General features: G+C 47.3%; 16 protein-coding genes. 10 read left to right on the forward strand and 6 right to left on the reverse strand.

What is annotated here, in order from left to right:
• Window positions 1-74 precede the first annotated feature (74 nt).
• Window positions 75-233 (forward strand): BglI family type II restriction endonuclease, encoded by a 159-nt coding sequence (locus RIB93_RS32440; protein ID WP_446379435.1) that lies wholly within the window; start codon window positions 75-77, stop codon window positions 231-233.
• Window positions 234-446: 213 nt separating this feature from the next.
• Window positions 447-1,274 carry a zinc ribbon domain-containing protein gene (locus tag RIB93_RS32445; RefSeq protein ID WP_446379437.1) on the forward strand — a complete coding sequence of 276 codons (828 nt, stop codon included), beginning with the start codon at window positions 447-449 and terminating at the stop codon, window positions 1,272-1,274.
• A 360-nt stretch (window positions 1,275-1,634) separates the two neighbouring features.
• Here RIB93_RS32445 and RIB93_RS32450 read toward each other — a convergent pair whose 3' ends face one another.
• Entirely contained in the window at window positions 1,635-3,737 is a 2,103-nt protein-coding gene (locus RIB93_RS32450) for a DNA polymerase III subunit gamma/tau (protein WP_446379439.1), read from the reverse strand.
• A 536-nt stretch (window positions 3,738-4,273) separates the two neighbouring features.
• On the opposite strand from RIB93_RS32450, the gene rnhA reads away from it, so the two are divergent.
• Window positions 4,274-5,179 (forward strand): ribonuclease HI, encoded by a 906-nt coding sequence (gene rnhA / locus RIB93_RS32455; RefSeq protein WP_446379441.1) that lies wholly within the window; start codon window positions 4,274-4,276, stop codon window positions 5,177-5,179.
• A 255-nt stretch (window positions 5,180-5,434) separates the two neighbouring features.
• Here the strand turns inward: rnhA and cruG are convergent, their stop codons facing one another.
• A complete protein-coding gene (gene cruG / locus RIB93_RS32460; RefSeq protein WP_446379443.1) occupies window positions 5,435-6,607 on the reverse strand; it encodes a 2'-O-glycosyltransferase CruG in 1,173 nt (390 codons plus the stop codon).
• A 306-nt stretch (window positions 6,608-6,913) separates the two neighbouring features.
• The gene (gene cruF, locus RIB93_RS32465; RefSeq protein WP_446379445.1) at window positions 6,914-7,840 is read right to left on the reverse strand and encodes a gamma-carotene 1'-hydroxylase CruF; all 927 of its coding nucleotides are present in this window, start codon (window positions 7,838-7,840) and stop codon (window positions 6,914-6,916) included.
• A 490-nt stretch (window positions 7,841-8,330) separates the two neighbouring features.
• On the opposite strand from cruF, the gene RIB93_RS32470 reads away from it, so the two are divergent.
• The 5 genes from RIB93_RS32470 to aroF all read left to right on the forward strand — a co-directional run bounded on the left by RIB93_RS32470 (window position 8,331) and on the right by aroF (window position 12,200).
• A complete protein-coding gene (locus tag RIB93_RS32470; protein WP_446379476.1) occupies window positions 8,331-9,572 on the forward strand; it encodes a GNAT family N-acetyltransferase in 1,242 nt (413 codons plus the stop codon).
• Between the two features lie 97 nt (window positions 9,573-9,669).
• Window positions 9,670-10,098 (forward strand): Holliday junction resolvase RuvX, encoded by a 429-nt coding sequence (gene ruvX, locus RIB93_RS32475; protein WP_446379478.1) that lies wholly within the window; start codon window positions 9,670-9,672, stop codon window positions 10,096-10,098.
• 100 nt (window positions 10,099-10,198) lie between these two features.
• The gene (rpsO, locus tag RIB93_RS32480) at window positions 10,199-10,468 is read left to right on the forward strand and encodes a 30S ribosomal protein S15 (protein ID WP_006103631.1); all 270 of its coding nucleotides are present in this window, start codon (window positions 10,199-10,201) and stop codon (window positions 10,466-10,468) included.
• A gap of 16 nt (window positions 10,469-10,484) precedes the next feature.
• Window positions 10,485-10,961 carry a photosystem II biosynthesis protein gene (locus RIB93_RS32485; protein WP_446379448.1) on the forward strand — a complete coding sequence of 159 codons (477 nt, stop codon included), beginning with the start codon at window positions 10,485-10,487 and terminating at the stop codon, window positions 10,959-10,961.
• Between the two features lie 180 nt (window positions 10,962-11,141).
• Window positions 11,142-12,200 (forward strand): 3-deoxy-7-phosphoheptulonate synthase, encoded by a 1,059-nt coding sequence (gene aroF / locus RIB93_RS32490; RefSeq protein WP_446379450.1) that lies wholly within the window; start codon window positions 11,142-11,144, stop codon window positions 12,198-12,200.
• A gap of 136 nt (window positions 12,201-12,336) precedes the next feature.
• Here the strand turns inward: aroF and RIB93_RS32495 are convergent, their stop codons facing one another.
• The 3 genes from RIB93_RS32495 to infC (RIB93_RS32505) all read right to left on the reverse strand — a co-directional run bounded on the left by RIB93_RS32495 (window position 12,337) and on the right by infC (RIB93_RS32505) (window position 15,955).
• Entirely contained in the window at window positions 12,337-14,250 is a 1,914-nt protein-coding gene (locus RIB93_RS32495) for an iron uptake porin (RefSeq protein ID WP_446379452.1), read from the reverse strand.
• Between the two features lie 508 nt (window positions 14,251-14,758).
• Window positions 14,759-15,250, reverse strand: coding sequence for a translation initiation factor IF-3 (gene infC, locus RIB93_RS32500; protein WP_446379480.1), 492 nt, complete (start codon window positions 15,248-15,250; stop codon window positions 14,759-14,761).
• A gap of 210 nt (window positions 15,251-15,460) precedes the next feature.
• Entirely contained in the window at window positions 15,461-15,955 is a 495-nt protein-coding gene (gene infC / locus RIB93_RS32505; RefSeq protein WP_446379482.1) for a translation initiation factor IF-3, read from the reverse strand.
• A gap of 419 nt (window positions 15,956-16,374) precedes the next feature.
• Here infC (RIB93_RS32505) and RIB93_RS32510 point away from each other — a divergent pair, with 419 nt between their 5' ends.
• Both RIB93_RS32510 and RIB93_RS32515 read left to right on the forward strand, forming a co-directional pair.
• Window positions 16,375-16,935, forward strand: a complete 561-nt coding sequence (locus tag RIB93_RS32510) for a DUF3122 domain-containing protein (protein ID WP_446379454.1) — start codon at window positions 16,375-16,377, stop codon at window positions 16,933-16,935.
• A 68-nt stretch (window positions 16,936-17,003) separates the two neighbouring features.
• Entirely contained in the window at window positions 17,004-17,804 is an 801-nt protein-coding gene (locus tag RIB93_RS32515; RefSeq protein WP_446379456.1) for a radical SAM protein, read from the forward strand.
• Window positions 17,805-17,958 lie beyond the last annotated feature (154 nt).

Here is a 17,958-nt window from a genome sequence, read left to right on the forward strand (position 1 = left end):
TAACTCTGTTTGTGGAGAGTCCATTGTTCTAAACTGGCTATTCATAGGTTTTGTTGACTGATTATAGGGGAGCTTTGCTACACGAACAACCGCATTATTTAATGAATTTTACTAACTTGTTTTTTCCTGGCAAAGATGAAATGAAGAAAGATCCCCGCAAAAGGCGTTGTCGAGTAAGCTTTGAAAATCTCAGCAGAATAGACTCTTGGAGATTTAGAGAAATTGATTGTTAAATTAAACAAGATTTAGCTCTAACTGAAAAGAAGATAGCTCTCTAATACGCTTCTTTGCTAATTTGACATATTTAGGCGGTTGAAACCGCAGCTACACAAACAAAACCCGCCTGCGCGGGTTTCCACACCCTCGATTAGTCCTTGTCAAGCGGACTTTGTTTGGTTTGGTTCCGCAATTTCCTTTTCAACAGGGCTTATTTCACCTCTCTTTTCGTGGAGCGTAAATCCTGGATGACAGACTCCACAGTATCAGCTTGGGGTAAGATTATTGAGGAACTTAAGGATAATATTACCTTTTTCTCCCCCGATGAACCCACCTGCGCTTTATTTACTGGACATATTGGTTGTGGCAAATCGACGGAGTTATTGCGACTGAAGGCAGAATTAGAAGCAGATGGGTTTCATGTCGTTTATTTTGAGTCGAGTGAAGACTTGGAAATGGCGGATGTAGATATTGTGGATGTGCTACTGGCGATCGCACGGCGGATTTCTCAAAGTTTGCAAACCGTCCAACTGGGCAAATTGACAGGGTTACAGACGCTGGTACAGGGGGCTGCTAGGGTATTAAACGCCGAGGTGCAGGGGGTGAGAATTAAAGTGCCTAACCTGGGAGATGTGGGCGTTGTTTCTCAAAATGATACCGTTTCCCTGGCGTTTGGGATTGGCGAAATCACCGCGAAGACGAAAAGTGATGCGACGATGCGACAGCGGCTAAATCAGTACCTCGGACCCCAGAAAACCCAACTCTTGCAGGTGATTAATCAGGAACTGATCGAACCTGCGAAAGCTGGTAAAGCGATGGTGAAGGTAAAACCCCATAATACAAGCCAGGTATGCTCTTGCTGTAATCGTCTAGTCGAAAAAGATTTATCAATCCGAATACACGAGTGTCTATGTGGGTTGATTTTGGATCGAGATTGGAACGCAGCGATTAACATCAAGAGAGTGGGGCTGGGCATATTCCCCACTATAAAACGCCCCAAGCGTAGTCGTAAGGCTACGACAAAGGAAGCCTACACCGTAATCTTTGATTCGGTGTAGGAGGATGTCACTTTATTCCATGCCTTTGGCGCTGAAATTCTCTGATGATTATAGTGTTTTGAATATTATTATGAGGATGAGTCTTGGTTTGATGTGAATCCGATTTTGGTTGATGCTCAAGAGTTGCAGGGATAATATTTGAGGTAGGGGCGCAAGCCTTGCGCCCACTATCCCTCTTCTCTCATTCTCCGAATTCAAGAAATAATAAATCGGGCGGATTAACCAGAAGAATAAAAGGGTTGGCATTGATTAATTGAACTAATTAGATGCTTCAATCCAAGCAATAACTTGGAATTCGGAAAAATTTCTGCCAAAAGTTGCCAGAAAGAGCGATAGTTGGGATGATTGCTACCAATACGATTAAAACTCAATATCACCATTTTCATCGTATTTCAAGGTATCCGATCGCTGTAATCGTGGAACCGAATTATTTGTTGTTGTCTCTGGTGTTTGCTGATTTTGAATTGTGATTGAATCTGTATCATTAAACGACTGAGATTGAAGCGAAGATATTGTTGGCTTGGTTTCCTCAGCGGATGAACTCGTCTCCAATTCCGGCAGATTCAATTCGTCATCTAGATTAATCACATTACCACCAAAAAATTTCTCTAGGGCAGTTACAGCATCTTTAATTTTTTCCTCATCCCAGTCTCCGGTATCTATAGGTGCTGATACCGCAGATTGGGGTAGAGAAACTGGTATATTTTCCTCGGCACGATTAGACGGAGTTCCATTCGGCTGGACTATGTGACGTTCCGGTTGCGGAATCACTGTTCCTCTATCATCTCTATCGTCCTGATCCTCTTCATCTTCTACATTTGATGGCAACTTAGACGGCGAAGGCGTAACCACCTCCCGATTCGTCGCCGTTGGTTTAGCCGATGTAGTCCCTAGGATTTTAAACATGACTTTGATATCTTTCTGATAGACAGATTCAAAGGCAGCTTGAATATTTGGCAGTTTCTTTTGTGCCAGATCTAACAAAGGTTTAGTACTGATCCCTATCTGCGCCACTGTTCCATCAAAACTAGATAAATGACAATGCTGACGTAATAATTCTTTGGCACTATAGGGTCGCACATTGTCAATAATCTGTTGCCAAATTTGTTCTATATTCGCCGATTGTTCAGAAACAGGAACGGCAGGAACTGTCCCATTATTGGCAGATGAGGGAGGTGAGGGTAATGATTTTACTGGGGGTGGTGATTGAGTCTTAGGGGTTGAGGAAATGGGTGTCGTAGTTGGAGTTTGATTCGCCGCCGCCGGGGGTGAGGAGGCAGGTTGAGTACGATGTTGAGGTTCTGGCGGCTGGGTCGTTCTGGGTTGACTAACCTGTTGCGATCGCGTCTGATTACTTGCCGATTCTACGCGCAATGCGTCGGGTAATAAACCTAACAGAGTCACTTCTAACCAGAGGCGCGGTTGGGTTGTGTTTTTAACCTGGACTTCACTGCTTTTTAAATGTTGTTGTCCGCGTAAAATATCCGTTGTATCCATCGATTGAGCTAACTCACCTAACTGTTTCCAGGTTGGCGGTGTGACAGCTACTAAATCTTGACGACTGGGTGCAGTTTTAGCAATCAATAAATCCCGATAAAATCCAGCTAAATTTTGCAGTACAACTAACGGTTCTCGCCCCCGATCCATTAAGTTTCGGCAACAGTCGAGAACGGATTGAGCATGATTATCCTTAATCGCTTGGCTCAATGCTAGCAAGTCTTGTTCAGGTACTGCCCCAACTAAATCCCAGATACACTCAACCGTTATTTCTCCGGCTAACAAGCTGAGTTGATCCAGCAGACTTTCGGCATCCCGTAATCCCCCTTGCGCCACTTGTGCGACTAAGGTAATCGCTTCTGTTGTAATATTAATTGTTTCTTTGGTGGCAATAAACTGAAGATGCTTGACCATTGCCGCTAACGGAATGCGGCGAAAATCAAATCGTTGACAGCGAGAAATAATCGTGGGTAAAACTCGTTGGGGATCGGTGGTGGCTAAGACAAAAACAACATGTTTAGGGGGTTCTTCTAGGGTTTTGAGTAATGCATTAAACGCCGCACTACTGAGCATGTGACACTCATCCACCACATACACCTTGTAGCGACATTGAACGGGGGCAAACTGGGCGCGTTCGATGATTTCGCGAATATTATCAACACCCGTATTACTCGCCGCATCAATTTCGGTGATATCCAGGGCGGTTCCTTGAGCGATCGTGCGACAAACGTCACAAGTTCCGCAAGGTTGAGGTGTTGGCTTATCGGTAGTCAGACAGTTAAGGGATTTGGCTAAAATCCGCGCTGACGAGGTTTTTCCCGTACCTCTGGGACCACAGAATAAATAAGCAGGGGCAACTTTCTCTTGACGAATAGCATTCGTGAGGGTTTGCGCGATCGCTTCTTGACCAACCAAATCGGCAAACGTCTGAGGGCGATATTTGTGATGGAGGGGTTCGTAACTCACGAGGCTTCAGGATGTAAGGGAGACAAGGGGGAGATGGGGGAGATAGGGAAGATGAGGGAGATGGGGGAGATAGGGAAGATGAGGGACTTAACTCACGCGCCATGCCCGACTAGCAAAGCGAAGGGTCAAAACTTCCCCAATCCCAATCTCCAATCCCCAATCACCTGTTCCCCAATGAGATGAACAATTGTACTATCTATCATAGTCACTTGAGATCGTAACTCAAAACCATATCCTTGAGTGAAGCGAAGGATCAGTCGGGGCGGGTTTAGTTCATGTAGTGGTTTGAGCCGGAACGTTATGGGTAAAACCCGCACCTACACAGTCATACGGACTCGATCACTTTCTCTCCCTCTGCTCCCCCAGATCCCTCTGCCTCCCCAGCTCCCCCAGCCTCCCCAACTCCCTCTGCCTCCCCAGTTCCCCCAGCTCCCCCAGCTCCCCCAGCCTCCCCAGCTCCCCCTTGACCACCTGTTGTGCCGATGGGGTAAGAACTCTGCTACAACCAGTTAGGAGTCTAATCATAATGCGAAACAATGCCTGTAACTCGTCAAATCAAAAGTGTTTATACTGATGGAGCCTGTACTGGTAATCCCGGACCCGGTGGCTGGGGTACAGTTGTCTATTTTACCGATGGTTCTGTGCATGAAATTGGGGGGGCTACGGCACAAACCACCAATAACCGTATGGAACTCTTCGCCGCGATTGAAGCCCTGATCCTGCTTCAGAGATCTGGACAAACGCAGCCGATTACCCTCTATACCGATAGCGAATACGTCAAGAACGGCATTACCAAGTGGATTAAGGGCTGGAAAAAGAAAGGCTGGAAAACCTCTCAGGGAAAAGCCGTTTTAAATCAAGATTTATGGGAAAAACTGGATGCGGTCAATTCTCCCCTGGTCACTTGGCAATATGTACGGGGACACAGTGGTAATCAAGGCAACGAACGTTGTGATCAAATTGCAACTGCCTTTGCCAAGGGCAAATTTCCCAGACTAACACAACTGGTAGAAGTAAGGAGTTCCGCCTCTCCCACCTTACCCCAGGAGACACCCGTAACAGGGGTATCAGATGAAAAGACCACTTTTGATGTAGGTTACAAAGATGTACCATCGAGCCTTCCTACATCAGAAACACCCATGATAGAAATACCGGATTCACCAAACAATTCCAATGACGAGTTACCCCGCGAAATTAGAGTTGCCCAACTGGGAAACTTAATCGAGACCCTACGCATTGCTGATGAAATTGCCAGTGAGGGCTATCTGATTAGTAGTTCTGAACTAGCTGATTTAATGGATATCAATGCCAGTGCCGTTACCAGTCGGGGAGATCATTGGCCCTGGCGCAACTGGATTGTCTCGCGAGTGCGGCGTGAAGGCAACCAGATTCTCTGGCAATTAGAACGAGTAGACCAAGTTAAGTCTGGTGATGAAGAGTAATTAGGGATTGGGGAAGTGTTGAGTGTGTAGGGGCGAGTTTGGGGACTTTCGTCTCGCCGTTAATGATAACGTTTTGTTCAAAACCCGCCCTGACTACGTTTTGAGTGTTGACCCCTGATTTGTAGGGGTGGGTAATGGGACTTTCTTTATCGCTATTGATAATAACGTTTGTTCAAAACCCGCCCTGACCAACGTTTGAATTGATTCCCCATCTGCCTTGTCTCCTCTGCCCCTGTGCACCCCCATTTCCCATCTCTAACTGCCATAAATCCGCCCCCGCCACTGTTTTGGTCTTTGCCTAGCGGACAAGAAAATCCGCAGCACAGCTAAGGGATCAGCCAGAGGTGAAAGCCAAAATAGCCAAGCGGCGGGGGATGAGGATGAAGTGAAATCATAAGAACGGGCGATCGCGCCCACTAATGCCCAGCGCATCACCAATAACCCTAGATTTAACCCTAGGACAGCCATAAGGATGGGTGAAGATATGCCGAAGGTCAAACTCACCAGAACGACTAAAGACACGGGTAGAGGCAATGCCTGGGTACTCAGCAGTAGCCACAGATCACTCCAGAGTTGACCTGGGCTAGAAGCATCCTTTAAATCTAGCGATCGCCCCCACTCCTGCCAAGTCGCCCAAGCGCCTTCATACATACGGACTTTCAGCACATTAGCACCATCCAAAAACCCCACCTTAAATCCCTGGCTAGCGGCATACCGGGCTAGAGTCACATCATCAGAAAATGAACCCTTGGCACTGCTATACCCATCGAGTTGGCTTAAAACCTGTCGGCGACACAAAAAACACTGCCCATTTGCCATCACCCTTTCAGGGGGATTGCTGGTAATCCCTGTCGGACCAAATCGATAGACTAACGTCATCAACAGCGCCGGTTGTAGCCACCATTCTCCGGGATAGTGGAGAATAAATCGCGGTGACAGAGATACCAGGTCAAACCCTAAAGTTTCAGCGATATGGATTAACCCCGCCACTAATCCCGGTTGCGGTTGCGTATCCGCATCAATGCCCAAAATCCACTGACTATCGGGACAACTGTGCAAATAGCCCTGATGCAACGCCCAAGGACGCCCCACCCAATCTGGTGGCAATGGGTCATCGGTCATCAGCCGAAACCGCGGATCTTTGATTTGGGCATCTTTGACTAACTCCTGTGTGCCATCGGTAGAGTGACTATCCACCACAATAATTTCGCGTACTTCGTAACTCTGCTGACTTAATCCCATCAGACAAGGATTGAGGCGTTCTCGTTCATTGAGAGTCGGAACCACAATACTAACCGCCCCCACCTGATCGGGGGTAGGGGACTTGGCTTCTACGGGAGGACGACGTCCTGGACCTTTCAGCAGGCGTGAAAGCAGGATTAAAGTAGCGGGAATCTGGATCAGTAATAGGATTAGGGCAACTACCATTCTACGCAGGAGAGCAGTGAGCAGTTATCAGTTATCAGTTATCGGTGAGCAGTTATCAGTTATCAGTTATCAGTGAGCAGTTATCGGTGAGCAGTTATCGCTGAGCAGTTATCAGTTATCAGTTATCAATTATCCAGTTATCGGGAGCAGGGGAAGATGGGGGAAATTGTGTAGGGGCGGGTTTCACTACTATCTTTTCGGTTGCACCCAGATGTAACTAAACCCGCCCCGACTTTACGTAGCTTGCTTGGCGCTCCGCGAGTATGACAAATGACAAATGACAAATGACCAATGACCAATGACAAATTACTTAATAGATGCCACAGGCACTTTCGCCTCTGGAGTGCGATCGCGTTGTCCTTGTTCGAGGGTGTTAGAGGTGGGTGTAGTCGTTGCCATCTGCCACAATACCACGGCGGGAACAACGCCTAACACGATCCCTAAGCCAATCGGAACCCATATTTGGGCACCGATACTCATCACAGCCGCAAAGACAAAGTTGCTCAGGTAAACGGCTAAGGGCAATCCCAATTGGCGTCTAGACAATGCCATTGGCGTTTTCTGCCAAAATAAAGCTGCGACAGCCATAAAGACAGCACCTGTTCCTAACCAACCCGCAAAATTTTGATACGGCATCCCAAAAAAGGCACCCGGTTGCTCCCATAACCAGAAGGGGACAGAGGCTTGGCTCATGGCGGGGTCAAGAACGAAGTCCCAGGAGGTGAGTAAGACAGCACCGATCGCGATCGCACCTAAGTGACGCCACCAACTGACTGACCTGTTCGCCGCCACTCTACTCTCTAACCCTGCACGAGCCAATAGATAAGACACCAATCCTAAATAAAACCAGGATAAGGGAATCGTAAACGGAACAAGACCCCCGATTTTATAGCCTAAGCCACTTAAGTAACCATAGTGTCCAAAGGGGAAACCTGTACTTGTTCCCAGGAGTTCACTGGTCAAGGAAATGACAATAGCAGGAACCATGAACGTCAACCATTGCCACAGTCCCAGCGTTCGGTAGGCATAAATTGCAACGGCTGCTGCTCCTAAAATAATGTAGACGACTCCACCCCCAGCCATAGACCATTGAAACAAGGTTTGTCCCTGTGGCGGTAAACTCATAATCCATTCGGGGTGAGGCAACACCAGCAGTAGCCCTGCCAGTCCAAATGCCATAGCCCCGATATGACCTATCAACAAAGAGCGCTCAATTTTGATCAGTTGGTTCATGAAAAACTCCTAAAATGGTGAAAACCCCAGACTTGTCTTAGTTGCAAGACGCAGCATTCCAATTCAGATGCGGCAAGGCAATGGTTGTTTGCGAGTATACAAGCATCAATGATTTATAGTTTACAAATGTTTACGAAAAAAGTCCCTAGTGATGATGAGGGAGATGGGGGAGCTGGGGGAGATGGGGGGAGCTGGGGGAGCCGGGGGAGCGGGGGAAGCCGGGGGAGCGGGGGGAGATGAGGAGGTTAACTCAAAACTCTACCTTCCCTGTTCCCTGTTCCCTGTTCCCTGTTCCCTGTTCCCTGTTCCCTGTTCCCTGTTCCCTGTTCCCTGTTCCCTGTTCCCTGTTCCCTATTCCCTGTTCCCGATGAACAGAGTGGGAAAATCGTTAATATATTGGCAGGACAGTAACTTGAATCTTGTCGCTGTATACTACAGTGCAAAAAACTTGGTCTTGTCTGCTGTTGGCTTCCTAGCATCTTTACTCAACATGACTTCACCTGTTCCGGAAAACGCGAAGACTGTCATTCGCCCCATTCAATACGGCGATTTGGAGAGAATTGAGCAGCTTACGACTCAAGCCACAGATACGGAGTGTAATAGCTGCTCGTTAACCTTCATCCGCCAGCTTCAGCAAGTTCGACGCTGGTATGGGCTGCTGATGGTTTTGAATTGGTTTCCGAATCCTTGCCAGTATGATTTTTGTTTCTATGTAGCTGAACAATTTCAGCGGCTGCGAGGATTAATTAAAGTGTCACCCTTTAATCGGACTCGCAGTACTTGGCGAGTGGAACAGGTGTTAGTTGCTCCCGATCCGTCTCCTGAATCCATTAATAAACCCGCCAAACTTGAAACCGGCTCGGCACTCTTGCGCCATTGCTTCGAGACGATCTGGGAAGCCCGCACCTGGTTACTAGAAGTCAATATCCACAATAAAAATACCCTGGCACTATATCGGCGGAATGGATTTCAACCTCTAGCCCAATTGACATATTGGTCAATTTCTGCTCAAACCTTAGCTAAACTAGGCGATCGCGAACCCGATTTACCCAACTTGCTCCCGGTGAGCAATGCTGATGCTCAACTATTGTATCAGCTAGATACGGCGTCCATGCCTCCGTTAGTGCGTCAAGTGTTTGACCGTCATATCGAGGATTTTAAAACAGGATTTATGCGATCGCTAGTCTCGACGCTACAGCAGTGGTTCAATCGCACGGAAGTTATCAATGCTTATGTGTTTGAATCCCAGCGCAAAGCAGCTATTGGTTATTTTCAACTCACCCTTTGCCGAGATGGGAGTCGAGCGCACGAAGCCCAGCTCACTGTTCACCCTGCCTACACTTGCCTGTATCCAGAGTTATTCTCACAAATGGCGCGGATTACCCAACAATATCCTGCCCAGTCATTGCATCTGGCTTCAGCCGACTATCAACCGGAACGAGAAGACTACCTGGAACAGTTAGAGGCTCAGAGAATCGAACATACTCTGCTCATGTCTCGTTCAGTCTGGCATAAAATCCGGGAAGCCAAGAAATTAGAAGGGTTACAGTTATCAGAAGTGCTTCAGGGACTCCAGCCAGCCCGTACTCCCATCCCCAGCCGTATGTCCTGGTGGGAATCCCTCTCCCAGCACCCTAATGCTGCGTCTAAGGTGAATGGCAATTCTTCGGCAAAACAAAAGCTGAAGGACAAAGATATTCCACCGCCAGCCAATTCGACAGATGTGGAGTAGGAGAGTAGTGAGTGTGTAGGGGCGGGTTTTACTACTATCGTTTCTGACCTTACCCAGATGTAACTAAACCCGCCCTGACATAGTTTTAACTGATATGATGCAGAAAATCTCAGCCTTAGGCTTGGATGTTGGCAGTAAGCGAATTGGTGTCGCCGGATGCGATGGTACTGGCTTAATTGCTACAGGTTTGACTACAATCAAGCGGACATCCTTTGAGCAGGATGTATCCCAGTTTCGAGAACTCGTCGAACAACGCGACGTTCAAGTTCTGGTGATTGGATTACCCTATTCGATGAACGGGACGCTGGGATTCCAGGCGCGACAGGTGCAAAAATATGCCCGTCGCTTGAGCGCTTCCCTACAATTACCCGTAGAATATGTGGATGAGCGGTTAACGTCTTTTGAAGCTGAACAGCTACTTCATGCCGAGAAGCGATCGCCCTCTCGCCATAAAGCTCTGATCGACCGCAAAGCCGCAGCTATTATACTCCAGCAGTGGCTGGATATTCGTCGCTCAAGCCGTTAATTATTAACCATCTAGCTGGCTTGCTCGTTGAGCGAATACCATGAATCATGAAAAATGATATGATCAAAAACTGCTGGATTATACCAATGAACATTTATCCATGGCTTTAACCCAAGAACGCAAACAAGAAATTATTGACAGCTATCAGATTCACGACACCGATACAGGTTCGGCAGATGTGCAAATCGCCATGCTCAGCGATCGCATTAGTCGCTTGAGTACACATCTGCAAGCCAATAAAAAGGATCATGCCTCCCGTCGGGGATTATTAAAGATGATTGGTCAGCGCAAACGCTTATTAAGTTATGTGCGTGAAGGCAATCCTGAACATTACCAAGCCTTGATTAAGCGCTTAGGTATTCGCGGATAAACACCGACTAAAGCTTATGTCTGATGAACCCTCCCGCAAGCCTTTACCTTTTGAGCCGAGCCAAAAGCGAAAAAAAAAGTCGCAATCACAGGCTAAACCTGTAGCGAATAAAGGTAAAGCGAAATCCCCAGCCAAACCGGATCAACCAAAGGCTTCTACTCCTGAGTCGATGACTATTCCTGATCAGGTGAGTAAGCGTATGGTGCGCCGTATGGCACTACTTTGCGGTATTCCAACCGCGTTGGGAATGCTTTCATTTGTGGTGAGCTATCTTGCGGTAGTCAACCTGGAGATCGAGTTACCCAATGTAGCGGTGGTTCTGGTAAGTATGGGATTTTTTGGCTTAGGTGTTTTGGGATTAACCTATGGTGTTCTTTCAGCATCCTGGGAGGAAGACAGTCCAGGAACGTTACTGGGTTGGCAAGAATTCACAACCAACTTAGGACGACTCACATCAGCATGGCGTGAGGCGAGAGAGGCTAAAAAAAGCTAGCTCTTTTTTCTTTCGGTTATTGCTAGGAACGCAGGGGGAGCCATGTAGAGACGTAGCATGCTACGTCTGGGAGCAGGGGGAGCAGGGAGAGTGAACTCACACACCATCCCCGATTAACAAAGCGAAGGGTCAAAACCTATCCCTTCCCCAATCAAATTGAAAACTTAAACCTTAAAACTTATGATTGTAGTCATGAAAGTCGGCTCTCCAGAAGCCGAAATCAATCGCATTAGTCAGGAACTCAGCGAACAGGGTCTAACGCCTGAACCGATTGTTGGTAAACACAAGGTTGTTATCGGTTTAGTCGGTGAAACGGCAGCTTTAGATCCGCTGCAAATTCAGGAAATTAGCCCCTGGATAGAAGAAGTGCTGCGGGTTGAGAAGCCCTTTAAACGGGCAAGCCGCGAATATCGTCATGGGGAAGCTGGCGAAGTTGTAGTATCAACACCCGATGGAGCTGTTCACTTTGGAGAGCAGCATCCCGTGGTGCTGGTAGCTGGTCCGTGTTCGGTAGAAAATGAGGAGATGATTGTTGAAACGGCGCGTCGGGTAAAAGCGGCGGGCGCTAAGTTTTTGCGGGGAGGTGCTTATAAGCCTCGGACGTCGCCCTATTCCTTCCAAGGTCATGGAGAAAGTGCCTTAGGGTTACTCGCCGCCGCACGGGAGGCTTCGGGTTTGGGGATCATTACCGAAGTCATGGATACAGCCGATGTGGATAAAATTGCTGAGGTAGCCGATGTGGTGCAAGTCGGTGCCCGCAATATGCAGAATTTCTCCCTGTTGAAAAAAGTTGGCGCTCAGGATAAACCCGTATTATTAAAGCGGGGAATGTCGGCAACCATTGATGAATGGTTAATGGCGGCGGAGTATGTTTTAGCTGGGGGAAATCCCAATGTGATTCTGTGTGAACGGGGTGTCCGAGGATTTGACCGGAAATATGCCCGGAATACATTGGATTTATCGGTGTTACCCGTATTGCGATCGCTCACCCATTTGCCGATCATGATTGACCCCAGTCACGGTACAGGTTGGTTTGAGTATGTACCCTCAATGGCAAAAGCCGCGATCGCAGCCGGGGCGGATTCGTTGATGATTGAAGTTCACCCTAATCCAGCTAAAGCCTTATCCGACGGACCCCAATCCCTGACACCAGATCACTTTGATAGCTTAGTCCCAGAAATGGCAGTGATTGGTAAAGCCGTTGGGCGTTGGCACGAACCCGCTATGGCGATCGCGTAATTATTCTAGAACATCAGTGATATCTTAGGGACACGGCATTGCCGTGTCCTTGTTCTTTTGGGGAGTTAGTAGTTGCATTTTAGTGCTGACTTTCGCTATGGGTTGATTGGGTTGAAACCCAAGGTTGGGTCAACTACTAGAAGGTAAATGTAGTTCGCAGTACACCGACTAAAGCGGTATCGTTATTACCATCGCTTTCTGGGTTAAACAGAACAAATGCTCCTGGCGTAATACTGACGTTATCACTAACCTTAAAGTTGTAAAACGCTTCTAGATGGTAAGGCGTTTCTCGGTCAACACCGGGTTCTGTCAAGTTAGCCTCACCATCTGCTTCTACCCGATGCAAAGGTTGTCCAAAAATTAGACCCGCCGTATTCCCTTCTTTAAATAAGTCTTGGAAATGTAACCCCGCCATCCAAGTCGTGAAATCAGATGATGCATCTGCACCAGCGACAGCATCAACAAAGAAATAAGCACCGTAACCCGTCAGCGAAATTTTCGGAGAAATACGCCAGGTTGCGGTAGCACCCAAGGAATTAACGTGAACGGGTGTATCTAAGATCCCACCAACAATGGGATTACCATCTCCATCAACCGTGCGTCCAGGAATATTCAGCGGGTTGGAGGAAAATCGAGTTAATCCTAGACCCATAATATTCAGGTCGTGGTAACTATAAGCATAGTTCAGACCAATATCAAATTGAGAACTAGGTTTGAGCGTAAGCTGCGCTGAGGCGACAGTACTCCCACCAAAGAAACCTGAACCCAATATATTGTTGCCACCTTGTTCCGGAATCGCCGCATTGACGCTACCGTATAACGCCCGCAAGTCGATTGCATCAGAAATACCCCAAATAAACCCCGCAGCTGAGGCTAAACCCGTTTGGGATGTTCCCCCAGATACACGTAAAACGGGGTTCAATGTAGCAAATCGAGAAATCGCCCCCTGTCCTTCACTAGAAAAGGGGATAATGGCTGGAAAAGCATCCGATGCTTCTGCGGCTGTTCCCGCAAATAGGGTTAAGTTGTTGACTCCGGATGGGAAAATGTACAGGAGTTTGTAGAGTTCAACGTCATTAGAACCCGCACTATCACTCAAGTCTTGAGGATTAAATTCGGGAAACTGGGGTTCAAAACTGAGTTTCGTGGAACCTTCACTTAAAAAAGCGTCTCGTCCTGGAAATAACGCCCCTTGAACGCTACCCGCCCCGGTGATATCGCCGCCAAAGTTATACGCTTGTAAGCCGGTAATCAGTAAATCTTGACCGGTAAAACTGGTATTTAGGTTCAAGCGCACTCGGTCAGCCAGAATAATATTGGCATCTTCCTCATCACTGGTTGCACCAACGAGTGAGAAAATAACTTCACCATTTAATTTGGTGGTTGTGGAAAACTGGTGGTCTTCTAAAAAGGCGACTCGTCCTTCTAAATTATCGACTCTTGCGCCCAGGGTAGCGAGTTCGGCTTCAAATTCCTCAATAAGTCGCCTTAATGTGACTAACTCGGTGTCATCTACCTCTGTCCCCACGATTAACCGTTCAATTTGTTGCAAACACGCATTTAACCCAGCCGCGAACTCGTAGCGAGTCAGGGCGCGGTTTCCCCGAAAGGTGCCATCAGGATAACCTGCAATGCAACCATACCGTTCAACTAAGCTTCTCAGGGCTTCATACGCCCAGTCTCCGGGAGAGACATCGGAGAGTTGGGAGACTGAGGTAACTTGTCCCATCGGGGATGACTCTGAATCGAGGCGTTCTAACATATCTGAGACAGAGGTGACTGTGGAGTTATTATTCTCTACCTCTTGTGCTATTTGTAGATGAGTCGGTTGATCCGTTGTCCCCGTCTGCTTCAGAGGTGTCGCGGATAGAGGCGTGCGATCGCTAAGTCCAACGTGGAGATTATTAAGGGGATGAGTGGCTTCCTCTGGAACCCTGAATTCTAACTCAGTTGTCTTGGCAATAGCAAGATTGGCATCCCACGGAATAGCACCAGCAATTAGGCACAATAGACCTATTTTTCCCCAAAATCTTAGGTGATGTTGATTCACGATTAGTTCCTCACACAAAATGTCAGATCCTTGTTGGTTTGCCTGAACCCAACTCTGTAAAGTCTTACTATGTCTAGTATAAAAGAGCAAAGGTTGATCACAGCTTCATTTTGTGATTAATTTTGCCGTTGTGTTGAACTAGCACTGTATATAGCATTTGCAAATGAGTTGTAAACCTAGGAGGTCTTTTCTGAGATTACATTAAAACCCTGTATCTCTTTCCCCTATTGCCTATTGCCCATTGCCCATTGCCTTCTCCTATACTAACCCCACGGGTGCAGTGCAGGCTTCCTTCGTCGCCGTTTTACCACGACGCTTCCGGCTCCTTCACTTCGTTCAAGGACAAGGTTTTATCGTTGGGAATATGCCCAGCCCAACTTTCTTTATGTTTATCGCCGTTGTTTTAAATAAAAGTAAAGATAAAATAATACATAGCAGGAAGCTGCCTGGTTTATCCCAAACAGCTACCAACAGATAATCTCAGTGATCCCTGAGTGAAAAGGCTAATCTAGGCGGGAGCCACCTGAACAATCAGCGATCGCTTATCAAAAGACTGGACTTTCCCCGCTTCGCCGAGGTCATCAATCACACGCTCTAGTAGTTCCCTGGCGCGATCGCGATGTTGATGTTCTCGCCCTCTCAGGCGCACTTGAAACTTGACTAAATTACCTTTATCCAACCAATTAAGCGCTCTTTTGATGCGTAAGCCGTAATCGGAGTCACCAACATTGGGACGTAACTTGACTTCCTTAAGTGTTGGTTTGGAACTCTGGCGTTGGCGCTTTTTCTGCTGGTATTGATGTTTCCCATAGTCTAAAACTTTTGCCACGGGAGCGTCTTTACGTTGAGAGACGACGACTAGATCCAGACTCGCATCTTTAGCGACTTGTAGCGCCTCACGGGTATCTGTCAAGCCACGATTGTTGTTTTCATGGTCAATCAACAAAACCTGAGGTGATTTGATTTTATGGTTAATCAGTTGTTTCTGTTTCTTAGCGATAAGACTTTCCTCCTAAGTTCAACATCCCACTAGCTCACCTTTATCAGGTTAACCCAATGCTGATCACCTCATATCCCGCTAAGGTTTGAAATATGTTGGGGGCGATTAGACATTAGCAGATAGTAGGAACGTTTTCTACACCGTAACACTAATCTGGGATGAATGCCACGTTGATTAAGCACTCATCTCACCAACCACCTTGGGTTAAAGCTAGGATGGAACGATCTGAACAACCAGTGCCCGTCGATCAAAAGACTGAACTTTACCCACTTCACCCAGATCAGACACCACACGCTCCAGCAGTTCTGTGGCGCGATCGCGATGTTGATGTTCCCGCCCCCGCAGACGCACCTGAAACTTTACGGAATCGCCTTTGTTTAACCATTCAACAGCTCGATTGATGCGTAAGCTGTAATCAGACTCGCCCACATTGGGACGCAGTTTCACTTCCTTGAGCGTTGGTTTAGAGCTTTGGCGTTGGCGTTTCTTTTGTTGGTACTGATGTTTCCCGTAGTCCAAAATTTTTGCCACGGGAGCATCTTTGCGCTCAGAGACTACCACCAAGTCCAGACCTACATCTTTCGCCAGTTGTAGAGCCTCACGAGTATCAGTCAAACCGCGATTGTTATTCTCATGATCAATCAAGAGAACCTGAGGAGACTTGATTTGACGGTTGATTCGTTGCTTGTCTTTGTTAGCTATAATACCTTCCTCCTAGTCTTTATCTTTCTTTTCCGGGCTAACTCCTTTTAGGATAGCGCAATGCTGACCAAGTGGACTACCTCTACTAACTCGCGACACTGCCAACCTGCTATATCGTTCATTACCTAGTAGAGTTCCGAGGACGATGTAGCTGGCTTCTCGCTTCGCTAGCACAATAAACGATGAACATCTTTGACACTGAACTTCCCTGATTTGAGCAAAGGGGGTATGAATTTCCCTATACCTATTTTAAAAATAACTATTTGGGTATATATTCATATACAGAGTGAATCAGCCCATGCAGATAACCTACCGTCTAAGATGGCACGGACTAAATTTGAACAGAATCCAGGGTTAATCGGTTCTGGGCAAAGGGAAACTCTCAATGGCGTCTCTGGAACAGTTGTTTGAACAAATCAAAAATGGCACAATTAAAAATTAAAAACTCAAACTCCCAAATCAATATCTGGTGTGGGATGCGACGATGGCTATCGAGGCTACTGTTACTGGGTGCATTTGTCCTGCTGATGGTTATCGGTTGGGGAAGCCTCACCCCTCCCTCAGCCGTCGCTTCTATCCGCCAAATCGAAGAAGCCCCCGGACAGATTTTGTATCAATCTCGCCATACCTTGCAGGATAAAACGGGTCAATCTTGGCAAATCGTATTATTCAAACGGGTGAAAGCCGGAGAAGCTAAAGACATTAGCCTACGTTTGGTTGGTTTTCCTGGGGTTGCAGAATTTGCTCATCCCCAACCTTTAAAGATTACGACAAATACAGGTAAAGTTTTGCAGGCTGAGGATCTGTTCGCCGACCAATCCCCGGCAGCGAATGTGGGTGAGTATAATATCAAGGACGTGTTGTCCGAATTACCGACAGCGACAGGGGTTACACTGTCTCTACCGATGAAGGGCGATCGCACAACTACCCTGAGAATTCCCTCAGTTGTCATATTGGAGTGGCAAACTGTCGCGACTGAGTAGGATAATTGAGAAATCTCCTCATTCCAACTGATGTGAGGAATCCTCGTCTAATCGCAGGAGGAAAAATTATGACCCCTCAATCAACCGCCACATTCACCTCCGTCTATGGTCCAGTGGACTCCTGGCGCTACGGGCGATCGCTGGGTATTGATCCCATTGGACTCCAATCAACTTGCTCATTTAACTGTGTCTATTGTCAGTTAGGGGAAATTCAAGTTCGCACCAGCCAACGTCAAGTTTTTGTCCCTACCGAAAAAATTATCCAAGAGTTACAAGCGTTTGCGCCTTGGGATGTCGATGTGGTAACCCTCAGTGGTAATGGTGAACCGACTCTAGCCCTCAACTTGGCAGAGATTATTTCCCAGGTTAAGGAAATGACTCACAAGCCTGTCTTAGTCTTGACAAATGGCACGCTTTTAGGTGATCCAGACGTGCAGGCGGCGTTAGCCTTGGCGGATAAAGTCTCGGTTAAACTCGATGCGGTGAATCCTGATCAACTACGGCGTGTGAATCGTCCTGTCATGGAACTCGATTGGCAGAAAATCTGGACAGGTATCCAGGAGTTTCGTCAGGGATATCCAGGACATATAGGACTACAAACAATGCTGTTAATCCCTTGGAATCAAACCAGTCAAGACACTTACATGCAATTAGTGCGATCGCTACATCCCGATGAAATTCAACTCAACACCCCCACCCGCCCTAAACCCTTAACCCATCAACTCGATGGACGTGGTAATCATACCCCGACAGAATCACGTCCCTATCCTGTACAACAATTAAAACAAGTGAGTGGGGATGTCTTACAAGCCTTTGCCACTAAAATTCAGGATGCAACCAATATCCCCGTTCGATGCGCTCCCCGTTGAGTGTTCCAGGCGTACCATAGCACGTCTGTAGGGGCGGGTTTAGGGACTTTCATCTCGCTGTTAATGATAACGTTTTGTTCAAAACCCGCCCTGACTACTTTCACTATTATCCTTTCTGACCTCACCCAGATGCAACTAAACCCGCCCCGACTGA

This window comes from Coleofasciculus sp. D1-CHI-01 (genome assembly GCF_040218875.1).
GTDB lineage: Bacteria > Cyanobacteriota > Cyanobacteriia > Cyanobacteriales > Coleofasciculaceae > Coleofasciculus.